This is a genomic window from Streptomyces sp. NPDC033270, assembly GCF_055576575.1.
The window spans coordinates 16202-26370 of the sequence record NZ_JBVIRA010000008.1 but is presented as its reverse complement, the minus strand read 5'-3'; the positions used below and the strand labels follow the sequence as shown (position 1 = coordinate 26370).

General features: G+C 71.1%; 7 protein-coding genes and 2 tRNA genes. 5 read left to right on the top strand and 4 right to left on the bottom strand.

What is annotated here, in order from left to right; genetic code table 11:
* Positions 1–506: 506 nt before the first annotated feature.
* A complete protein-coding gene (locus ACZ5XZ_RS14070; protein ID WP_468977545.1) occupies positions 507–1265 on the top strand; it encodes an IclR family transcriptional regulator in 759 nt (252 codons plus the stop codon).
* 75 nt (positions 1266–1340) lie between these two features.
* Positions 1341–1414 (top strand) — tRNA-Lys (locus ACZ5XZ_RS14065).
* 94 nt (positions 1415–1508) lie between these two features.
* Here ACZ5XZ_RS14065 and ACZ5XZ_RS14060 read toward each other — a convergent pair.
* From ACZ5XZ_RS14060 to ACZ5XZ_RS14050, 3 genes are all read right to left on the bottom strand, one after another.
* Positions 1509–2102 carry a lytic polysaccharide monooxygenase auxiliary activity family 9 protein gene (locus tag ACZ5XZ_RS14060; RefSeq protein ID WP_468977544.1) on the bottom strand — a complete coding sequence of 198 codons (594 nt, stop codon included), beginning with the start codon at positions 2100–2102 and terminating at the stop codon, positions 1509–1511.
* A 166-nt stretch (positions 2103–2268) separates the two neighbouring features.
* Positions 2269–3492, bottom strand: a complete 1224-nt coding sequence (locus ACZ5XZ_RS14055; protein ID WP_468977542.1) for a hypothetical protein — start codon at positions 3490–3492, stop codon at positions 2269–2271.
* Positions 3492–3911: an SsgA family sporulation/cell division regulator gene (locus ACZ5XZ_RS14050; RefSeq protein WP_468977541.1), complete on the bottom strand. Its 420-nt coding sequence runs from the start codon at positions 3909–3911 to the stop codon at positions 3492–3494. The genes ACZ5XZ_RS14055 and ACZ5XZ_RS14050 overlap by 1 nt, the downstream gene beginning before the upstream one ends.
* Before the next feature lie 456 nt (positions 3912–4367).
* Between ACZ5XZ_RS14050 and ACZ5XZ_RS14045 the strand changes: the two genes are divergently transcribed.
* Positions 4368–4441: transfer RNA gene (locus ACZ5XZ_RS14045), tRNA-Lys, on the top strand.
* A gap of 60 nt (positions 4442–4501) precedes the next feature.
* On the opposite strand, the gene ACZ5XZ_RS14040 is transcribed toward ACZ5XZ_RS14045, so the two are convergent.
* A complete protein-coding gene (locus tag ACZ5XZ_RS14040; RefSeq protein WP_468977539.1) occupies positions 4502–5197 on the bottom strand; it encodes a hypothetical protein in 696 nt (231 codons plus the stop codon).
* Between the two features lie 977 nt (positions 5198–6174).
* Between ACZ5XZ_RS14040 and ACZ5XZ_RS14035 the strand changes: the two genes are divergently transcribed.
* Both ACZ5XZ_RS14035 and glxA read left to right on the top strand, forming a co-directional pair.
* The gene (locus ACZ5XZ_RS14035; protein WP_468977538.1) at positions 6175–8082 is read left to right on the top strand and encodes a glycosyltransferase family 2 protein; all 1908 of its coding nucleotides are present in this window, start codon (positions 6175–6177) and stop codon (positions 8080–8082) included.
* The gene (gene glxA, locus ACZ5XZ_RS14030; protein ID WP_468977537.1) at positions 8079–10040 is read left to right on the top strand and encodes a radical copper oxidase GlxA; all 1962 of its coding nucleotides are present in this window, start codon (positions 8079–8081) and stop codon (positions 10038–10040) included. Before ACZ5XZ_RS14035 ends, glxA begins: the two co-directional genes overlap by 4 nt.
* Positions 10041–10169: the final 129 nt, after the last annotated feature.

The following is a 10169-nucleotide window of genomic DNA, read 5'->3' as shown; positions in this document are numbered from 1 at the left end:
GGGTGACGTGTGGAGAGAGAACGGGGGGGGGGGGGGGGGGGGCGCCTCTCTCCCCCCCCCCCCCCCCCCCCCCCCACCTCTCTCCTTCCGGTACGCCCCGCACACCAGGGCGCCGGGCCGGCGGCAGGACCGAGGGCGCCCATGGCGAGAAGGCGATGACGACGTCCTGAGCCGACGCTCGTGGCACCTGACGGAACCGGCCGCGGAATTGGCTGATTCCGGACCCTCCCGGGGGGCCTCACCCGCTTCCGCCCCGGCGCGAGGGGGTGACACCGGAGCGTGCGGCACCCCGGCACCCGGCTTCGTGACCTTGGCATATGCCAGAGTCCCAAGCCGCTGGACAGAAAACCGAGACGCACTGCTTTTCAGTCAAGACCCCCTCCATCGAGGGCCGTTGACCGCTATCGTGATAGCAGCCTCGTTGTCCGGGCGCGGTCGCGCATGTGCCGACCGTGCCGCTCAGCGCGGTCACGACGCAAGCGGTAACAACCTGCTAGGGGGACACCGTGGCGCTGAAGCCCGAGCCGACCGCGCCGTTCCATTCGGTGCAGTACGCCCTTCGCGTGCTCGAAACGATCTCCAGGCACGCCGGTGGCGTGATGGATGCGCAGATCGCCCGGGAGACCGGCCTGCCCCCGGGCCAGCTCGCCCACATGCTGTCGATGCTGCGGCGCGAGGGCTATGCCGAGCAGCTCACCGACGGGGCGTATGTCGTCGGTGAATCGCTCCTGCTCCTGGGGTCGGGCGGCGACCGCGACCGGGCCCTGCGCGACAAGCTGCAGCTGACCCTCGACCAGCTGCGCGACTCGGTCGGCGCGGCGGTCTACATCAGCCGGTACATCGACGGCGAGGTCAAGATCCTCCACTACGCCGACGGACCGCTGGCACCCAAGGTCAACGAGTGGGCCGAGTTCCACCGCACGGCGCACGCCAGCGCGGTCGGCAAGTGCCTGCTCGCGCAGCTCGACCACGACGGGCGCAAGGACCACCTCTCCCGGCACAAGACCGCCCGGCTCACCTCCCGGACGATCACCAACGAGAAGGTCCTCTTCCACAAGCTCGACAGCCAGCCGCCGACGGTCCCCGTCCTGGATCTTCAGGAGTACGCCGTCGGCACGGTCTGCGCGGCCGTACCGATCACGGCCGGCTCGACGGTCGGCTGCCTCGCGCTGTCCATGCCGCTGGAGCACGCCCATCGCCTGCGCCAGGCGGCCGACACCCTCAACCGCAAGGCCGCGCCGGTACTGCTGTCGCTGGCGATCTGAGCGGGCCGGGCGCGGTCCGGCGGACGGTGGTCACGAGCACCCCTTTCGACCAGGTAGTATTTCTTTCGTCAGCGCGCGCCGCTAGCTCAGTTGGTTAGAGCAGCTGACTCTTAATCAGCGGGTCCGGGGTTCGAGTCCCTGGCGGCGCACGTAGGAAGTGGGCGTTTCCGGTTCTCCGGGAACGCCCACTTCGCTGTGTCCGGGGCCTGCCCCACGGGAGAGGCGGGCCGGCCCGTCGTCGGGTCAGGAGAGATCGACGTCCGAGCAGGCATAGAAGGCGTTGCCGGTGTCGGCGATGTTCCAGACGCCCAGGATGAGGTGCCGGCCGGACTTCTGGGTGGGGACGGTGCCCTGGTGCTGGACGGTCTCGCCCGGCCGCGCGCCCCCCATGGGGACCGTCATGAACGGCTCGGGTTCGAGGTCGGCGCGGGTGAGCGGCTTGCTCGGGTCGTAGCCGTCCTTGGTGATGAAGTACTCGAAGTCGGTGGTGGCGTGACGTGCCGTCAGCCGCCAGGTGAAGGTGTAGCCCTGGCCCGGGGAGAGCGTGGTGCCGGGCCACTTGCCGCCGCGCGGGTCGTCCAGCTCGGCGAAGTTCGCATGGCCGCCGGAACAGATCTTGCCGTCGGCGGGGCCGGCCGCCGGGAAGCCCTTGGGGGCCTCGACGCTCTGCGGCTCGTACTGGATCGCGCCGCAGTCCTTGACGGCGCCCTGGGCGCAGAGCGCCTGCCGGCTGGGGGGTGCGTCGCTGTAGCCGTGACTGGCGGCGCTGCCCGTGGAGAGCAGGGAGACGCCGAGGACACCGAGGCCGATCACGGCAGCGCTGATCTTTTTGCGCATGCTTCGCTCCTGAAGAACGTGGGGGAGGTTCCGTGAGCTGAGGAGGGAGGTGGTGCGAGAAGCGCGGTCTAGACCAAACGGCACACTAGACACTGCCATTGGTCATGTCCAGACCAATGACAGCGTCCATCCGCCCGACGGCGGCCGGGTGGGGCAGGCGGGGGCGTCAGGCGGCCGCCGGGAACGGGTCCGTCGCGGGGCGGGCGGCGGCCTGCACCAGCGCCGTGTACGTGCGGCGCAGCGCGATCAGCGACTCCTGGGCCTCGCGGTAGACGGCCGCGTCGGGACCGCCGCGGTGGGCGAGGGTGCGTACGGGGGCGCAGTGCCGGTCCATCGCGCTGAGCCAGGCGCGGTGCTGCGCGGGGAGGTGGCGGCGCAGCAGCTGGCGCCGGCCGTCGCCCACGCGGCGGCCGCCGATGCCCAGCACCGCGTCGGCGGCCTGCAGCACCGGGGGTTCCAGGGCGCCCTGCTCGGCGAGCGCGGCGAGCACGGCCCGCTGCTGCGGCGTCGCGGGCGCGGCCGCCAGTTCCGCCGCCTCGGCGTGGAGCTGGGCGCGCAGGGCGTGCTGGACACGGACCAGGCGGCGCAGCGCCGTGGGGGTGGAGGAGTCGTCGGGCGAGCGGCCGGCGAGGGTCTCGGCGAGCCGGAAGAGCCAGATGCCGTGCGCCTCCAGCCGGGTCGCGGCCAGCATCAGGCGGTCGAGCCGGCTGAGCGGCTGGCCCTCCGGGGCCCAGCGCACGATCGGTACCAGCTGTTCGGTGCGGGCCAGCTGGTCGATGGGGATATGACGACGCGGTTTGCGTTCGGGGGCCCAGTTGTGGAGGGCCAGGGTGGGCAGCGCGACGAACTGGTCGTGGTCGATGCGGTGCGCGATCGCCGCCCACAGGTCGAGGAACGCCTCGTCGGCGACCTGGCGGGCGGCCGGCGCCTGCGGGTCGAGCCCGCACCATCCGCACGAGACCGCGACGACCGCGATCCGCATGGCGGCCGCCTCGGCGTTGCGCAGGGAGAGGCGGGAGACCCGCTGCCGCAGCGCGGACAACTCGTCGTCCCGGCGAGCGCGTTCGACCAGGGCGATCGCGGCCTCCCGGTCGGGCGCGACCGCGGCCGCCCGCGCCATGGCGTCCAGCCGGGTCCAGGTCCCGATCATGGAACGGACCGGCGGCCGCTCGGGCAGGAAGCCGTGTGCGCACGGGTCGTGGGGCGCGGGTGCGGCGGGATCCGCGGCGGCGGGGGGTATGCCGGAGCCGGGCGCGGGTATGGGTGGGCCGGACCGGGAGCCGTCCTCCGGGCCGGGAGCGGTCACCGCCCGCGGCGCGGCCTGTGTCGCCCGCGCGGCCTCGGCCGCCACCTCGTCCATGGTCGTCGTCATCATCGCCGTGCCCCCCATCAGCACTTCCCCGCCAGCAGCCGGGCCAGGTGGGTGTCCATGTCGAGGAAGCGGTCCTCGCGGCCGGGCGGCACGATCGCCGCCGTCTGCTCCAGCCAGGCGGTCAGCTCGCTCGCGCGCACGGACAGCTCGCACACCGAGTCGCCGGTGGACAGCTCCATGTGGACGCGGCGCACATCGCCCGGCCGGCGGAAGGACCACACCCGTACGTCCCCCTCCCCCACTTCGCCGGACAACCCCTCCAGCAGCAGATCGCGGGCGAACCGCCAGGTCGAGACCGTGCGGCCGCGACTGAGGAAGGCGACCTCGACCTCGTACGGGCGATCGCTGCGGTAGCCGAACCGGCCGGCCACCGGAACCGCTTCGTCCGGCCCGAGGAGGAGCTGCATCTCAAGGGTGCGCTTGGCTGTCGACACCATGACGATCAACCTTTCCGACGGAGGGGCGAGTCCCGGGGACCCGGTCCGGGGCGCGCGTCCTGGCAGACGTTGCTGTGGTGGGTGGGGTTGCGGGAGGCGGGGGAGGAGTGACGGACGCCATGGCCGGGCCCCCTTCTCGTTCGTTCCGTCCCCGCGCCCCGGTACGCGCCTCAGCCTCTCAACCGGCAGGAGATATCGCATGTTGACGGGGCAACTGCTGACCTACGCCACGGACTCGCCGAACTCGATCCTCACAGAGCAATTCGGGCGGTCCGGCAGCCGAAGGTCCCAAGATCGCGGGACTTCCGGCCCGTACGGGGAGGGGCCTTTGTGCGGTAGGAGCCCCTCGTGGCACAGGGCACGAGTGGCGGGGGTCACAGAGGCCGAGCGCGTGGGCGACCCGGTTCTGGGTACGGAGCACGTCCCGAGTTCGTGTAAAGTTCTTCAGGTCAGCGCGCGCCGCTAGCTCAGTTGGTTAGAGCAGCTGACTCTTAATCAGCGGGTCCGGGGTTCGAGTCCCTGGCGGCGCACGTAACACTGAGGCCCCTCGCCATGCGAGGGGCCTCAGTCATGTGGCGGGTGCGGACCGGTCAGGCGGCCGGGCCCGCCTCGGCCTCCGCGGCCGCCCCCTCGGCGGCCGGAGCGGTGAACAGACCCGCGACCATCCAGACGAGGAGCGGTGCGAGGGCGCCCGCCACGGCCGTCCAGACGCGCCATCCACCGTCCACCGGCAGGAGCAGTACCCCGGCGGCGGCCACCGAGACGATCATGCCGAGCACGCCGACCGGGATCCGTGCGCGCCCAGTGACCGCCGAATTCCAGCAGGCGGGTACGGCGGGCGGCGTCGAGCGGGAACGGTTCACGCGGCCGGGCGCCGGCGATCCGGGCGGCCTCGGCCCCGGGCACGCGGCCGACCCCTGGACCGTCGCCCGCAGCGCGACCCAGCTCTCGCCGACCCGGCGGCTGCTGCCCGCGCGCTCGACATGGGCCGCGGCGACGACCGGCAGCTCCTTGATCACATGGCCGGCGGCGGCGATCCGGGCGGCCGTGGCGCCGCGTGCCGGGCCGCCGGCGCCCAGGCTGCCGAAGGGCACCGGGGAGGTGGGGACGGCGAGCGCGACGGCGGTGATCCGCGCCCAGGTCCAGCGGGAGCCGTGCGGCGCGGCGGGGGCGGTGGCGCCCGCGCCGGCCCCTGGGGGCGCCTCGCGTCCAGCGCCGGCTCGTAGGCGCGGTGCGGCGTCACCCGGCCCGCCCGCAGGACGTACCCGGTGCGCGCCAGGGCGCATCCGGCGAGCGCGGCGAGGGCGGGTCCAGCCCGGGGGTGCCGATGAGGGCGCCCGCGCCGGCGCCGCCCAGTGCCCCGTAACCGGCGTTGATCGCGTTGTCACGCCATTCGGGCCTTTACCGCCGATCACGCTGGTGCCGACGCCGGAGAGAAAGCCGCCCGCGTACTGTGCCCCTATTTCGACCAGGAAACGCTGCCGTTTACCGGCACGGGCGAAGGTCCGCACGGCACGGAAGGCCTTGGCGGCCTTCTCGAAGACCGGGACGGTCTCGTCGACGGCCTTCTTCGGTGCGTCCCAGCGGGCCTTGAAGGCGTCCGCGGACTCGCCCCGCCCGTGTTCACCGAGGGTATGCGTTCGGCCAATTCGGTGGAGGCGGAGGTCACTTCCCCTGATTCCGTCAGCAGGGCCAAATCCAGTTCAGCTGCGCCGCATCGATATACCTGCCGTCGGCGCCATGCCGCCCCCGATCCGTCAACTTCCCTTTGTATTTCGCCAGTCGGCGACTTTACCCATGCCAGGGAATCCCTTTACCAACCAGACCTCATGGCGACGCCGAGTGGGCGGTATCGGCCACCACTCCAAAATCCGCCAGAAACCGGCCAGTTACGACCGACGGCGGACTCAAGTGATGCGCGCTGCGCCATACACCGTCCCGCATTGCACACTCTTGTCCGTATCCCCCTCGGATCACCTTGCGATCATGCGGTCGGTTCGGGACCCTGACCTGGGAACTCGGCTGAAAGCAGCGGGGTCCCGGCGAGTTGGGGACAGCGGAAACGCCGGTTGGCGCGATGTGGACGCGGGTAGCCCGCCGTTGGCAGGATCGCGGGGAGCTCATCATGCAACCGGAAGACGGCCGTCACCGTCTGACGGTGCGGGCGGCCGACACCAATGAGCCCGAGTCGGTCGAGGGGGACCGAGGACTCGGGCCGTCAGCAATCGGCACGCAGCCCCGCTGCGTGCGGGGGGATGGACTCATGACGTCGCCGCATGACGGCGCCCGGCCGCAGCTTCCGTACGACCCGTCCGCCACGGCGCGCCTGCGCGTGCCGCGCCAGCACTGGCAGCGGCGGGTCCAGCGCAAGCCGCTGCCACGCTACGACTACGAGCACTACAGCCGGCTGGCCGGGCCGCTCACCCAGCCCGATCCGGACCAGCCCTACCAGGTCCGCTACCGCTCGCTGCTCGCCGGCGAGCCGCACCGCATCCGGGCCGCGCTGCTGCTCGGCGCGGCCCCGCTGGTCTCGCTGGGCCTGCTCGCCTGGCTGCTGCAACCCGATCACTGGACTCAACGCGACTACCCCGCGTATGAGTTCCTGCCGGTGCTGGACACCGTCATGCTGGTCTCGATCGCGCTGATCGAGTTCTTCCGGTGCATGAACGTGCTCTCCAACGCGCACGCCACACTCGTCGCCCGCGACCCCGTGCCGGTCATACCCGAGAGCGGCACCCGCGTCGCCTTCCTGACCTCCTTCGTCCCCGGCAAGGAACCGCTGGCGATGGTCACCAAGACGCTGGAGGCGGCGGTCCGGGTGCGCCACCGCGGTCTGCTGCACGTCTGGCTGCTGGACGAGGGCGACGATGCGGACGTCAAGGAGGTCTGCCGGCGCCTGGGAGTGCACCACTTCAGCCGCAAGGGCGTGCCGGAGTGGAACCAGGCCAAGGGCCCGCACCGCGCCAAGACCAAGCACGGCAACTACAACGCCTGGCTGGACGCCCACGGCGACGACTACGACTACTTCGCCTCCGTCGACACCGACCACGTCCCGCTGCCCAACTACCTGGAGCGGATGCTCGGCTTCTTCCGCGACCCGGACGTCGGCTTCGTCATCGGCCCGCAGGTGTACGGCAATTACGACACCTTCGTCACCAAGGCCGCCGAGTCGCAGCAGTTCCTCTTCCACGCGCTGATCCAGCGGGCCGGCAACCGCTACGGCGCGCCGATGTTCGTCGGCACCTCCAACGCCGTGCGCATCAGCGCCCTGAGGCAGATCGGCGGGCTGTACGACTCGATCACCGAGGACATGGCGACGGGTTTCGAGATGCACCGGCACCGGAATCCGGCGACCGGGAAGAAGTGGAAGTCGGTCTACACCCCCGACGTGCTCGCGGTCGGCGAGGGGCCGACGGCCTGGACGGACTTCTTCACCCAGCAGCTGCGCTGGTCGCGCGGGACGTACGAGACGATCCTCAAGCAGTTCTGGAAGGCGCCGTTCACGCTGCCGCCGGGCCGGCTCTTCAACTACCTCATGATGGTGATCTTCTACCCGATGTCGGCGCTGAACTGGATCCTGGCGGCGCTGAGTTGCGCGCTGTTCCTGGGGCTGGGGGCCTCCGGTGTCCAGATCGACCCGGCGGTGTGGATGATGCTCTACGGCAACGCCTCGGCGCTGCAGATCGGGCTGTACGTCTGGAACCGGCGGCACAACGTCTCGCCGCACGAGCCGGAGGGGTCCGGCGGCGTCGCCGGGATGGTGATGTCCGCGCTGTCGGCGCCGATCTACGCGCGGTCGCTGTTCGACGCCGTACTGCGCCGCAAGAGCAAGTTCGTGGTCACGCCCAAGGGCGACTCCTCCAGTCCGGACACGCTCTTCGGCACCTTCCGGGTGCACCTGTTCTTCCTGCTCGTCTTCGGGGGCTCGCTGGGCGCCTCCTTCGTCCTGGGGCACAGCCATCCGGCCATGACCACGTGGGCGTCGCTGGCGATGCTGATCACGGCGGCGCCGATCGTGGCCTGGCGGCTGGGCGTCCGGGGGGCGCGGCGCAAGGCGGCCGCCGGCGCCTCCGGCACCGAGGACGGCCCGAGCCCCGCGGACCCGGCCGCTGACCAGCCCGCCTCCACCGAACAGACCATGCAGATCGCCCTTGGGGGACGTCACACATGAAGTACCGTCCGAGCCGTCGCACCCGCAGAGTGGCGATAGCGACCGCGGTGGTGCTCGCGCTGGCCGGGATGAACGGGCCGGCCCTCTACGGCTTCGCCTCGGAGCAGTACCACCAGTACGAGATCAACAAGCCCGAGTACAAGGCGGCGAACGGCCATTGGGACGTCGTCGACGTCCCCGACAAGTACCGCATCAACACCATCCACGCGGCCCTGCTGCACACCGGGAAGGTGCTGCTGGTCGCCGGCTCCGGCAACAACGCCGCGAACTTCAGGGCCAAGTCCTTCCGTACGGTGCTGTGGGACCCGGAGAACAACACCTTCAAGAACATCCCCACGCCCAAGGACCTCTTCTGCGCCGGGCACACCCAGCTCCCGGACGGCAAGCTGCTGGTCGCCGGGGGGACGCAGCGCTACGAGAAGCTGCAGGGCGATGTGAAGAAGGCCGGCGGCCTCATGATCATCTACAACGAGAACCCGGACGGCCCCAGAACCTTCCCGGCCGGCACGCTCTTCACCGGCAAGCAGAACGGCAAGACCTTCACCTCGAAGGACCCGGTCGTGGTGCCGCGGGCGAAGAAGACCAAGGACCCGGCGACCGGCAAGGTGACCGTCACCCACAGCGAGGCCCGGGTCTACGTCGAGGCGCTCAAGAACGGCCCGGCACACTCCACGGGCGCCCAGGACAACTACCGCATCCACGGTCTGACCGGCGTCGACGCCCACAACTTCTACGGCATCGCACAGAAGCTGTCCTTCGACAAGAAGGACTTCCAGGGCATCAAGGACTCCTTCGAGTTCGACCCCGTGGCCGAGCGCTACGTCCCCGTCGACCCGATGAACGAGGCCCGCTGGTACCCGACGCTGACGACCCTCCAGGACGGCAAGGTCCTGTCCGTCTCCGGACTGGACGAGATCGGGCAGGTCGTCCCCGGCAAGCAGGAGCTCTACGACCCGGCGACGAAGAAGTGGAGCTACCTCCCCCGGCAGCGCTTCTTCCCGACCTACCCCGCGCTCTTCCTCACCGACCGGGGGCGGATCTTCTACACCGGCTCCAACGCCGGCTACGGCCCGGACAACATCGGCCGCACTCCCGGCATCTGGGACCTGAAGTCCAACACCTTCCAGGTCGTGCCCGGGATGAGCGATCCGAAGATCCTGGAGACGTCGATGTCGGTGCTGCTGCCGCCCGCCCAGAACCAGCGGTACATGGTGCTGGGCGGCGGCGGGGTCGGCGAGGACCCCCGGTCGACGGACAAGACCCGGATCGTGGACCTGCACGCCCCCGCACCGCGCTTCAAGGACGGGCCGCCGCTCTACGCCAAGGCCCGCTACCCGAGCAGCGTGATCATGCCGGACGACTCGGTGCTGACCACGAACGGCTCCGGCGACTACCGCGGCCGCAGCGACTCCAACGTCCTCAAGGCGGAGATCTACGATCCGGCGTCCAACACCGCGCGGCAGGTGGCCGACCCGCTGGTGGGCCGCAACTACCACTCCGGCGCGCTGCTGCTGCCGGACGGCCGGGTGATGACCTTCGGCTCCGACTCGCTGTACGCCGACAAGGACAACACCAAGCCCGGTGTCTTCCAGCAGCAGATCGACCTCTACACGCCGCCCTACCTCTTCCGGAAGTCGCGCCCCGAGCTGACATCCCCGGGCAGTGCCGCCAGGACCGTCGCGCTCGGCGGCACCGCGACGTTCGGCGCCCCGCACGCCGACGCCATCAAGAAGATGCGGCTGATCCGGCCCGGCTCCTTCACCCACGTCACCAACATCGAACAGCGGTCCATCGCGCTGGACTTCACGGTGACGAAGGGCAGGGACGGTGTGACGGTCACGCTGCCCAAGGACCCGTCGCTGGTGCCGCCGGGGTGGTACATGCTCAACGCGGTGGACGGGGCGGGCACACCGTCGAAGGCGGTATGGGTCCACGTTCCCGTGGCGGAGCAGAAGTAGCCGGCCGGGCGGAGGCGGCGTGCCGTGCGGGGTGGGGGCGGTCGCCGGCGGCCGCCCCCACCGTCGCGGGGGGGGGGGGGGGGGGGCTGCGTCAACCACCTCGCCCCCCCCCGCCCACCCCGCCCCACA

Coding starts and splice junctions, on each gene's coding strand:
- ACZ5XZ_RS14060 (WP_468977544.1), bottom strand. CDS start 2,102: ATGCGCAAAAAGATCAGCGCTGCCGTGATCGGCCTCGGTGTCCTCGGC.
- ACZ5XZ_RS14055 (WP_468977542.1), bottom strand. CDS start 3,492: ATGGGGGGCACGGCGATGATGACGACGACCATGGACGAGGTGGCGGCC.
- ACZ5XZ_RS14050 (WP_468977541.1), bottom strand. CDS start 3,911: ATGGTGTCGACAGCCAAGCGCACCCTTGAGATGCAGCTCCTCCTCGGG.
- ACZ5XZ_RS14040 (WP_468977539.1), bottom strand. CDS start 5,197: ATGCGCCCTGGCGCGCACCGGGTACGTCCTGCGGGCGGGCCGGGTGAC.
- ACZ5XZ_RS14035 (WP_468977538.1), top strand. CDS start 6,175: ATGACGTCGCCGCATGACGGCGCCCGGCCGCAGCTTCCGTACGACCCG.
- glxA (WP_468977537.1), top strand. CDS start 8,079: ATGAAGTACCGTCCGAGCCGTCGCACCCGCAGAGTGGCGATAGCGACC.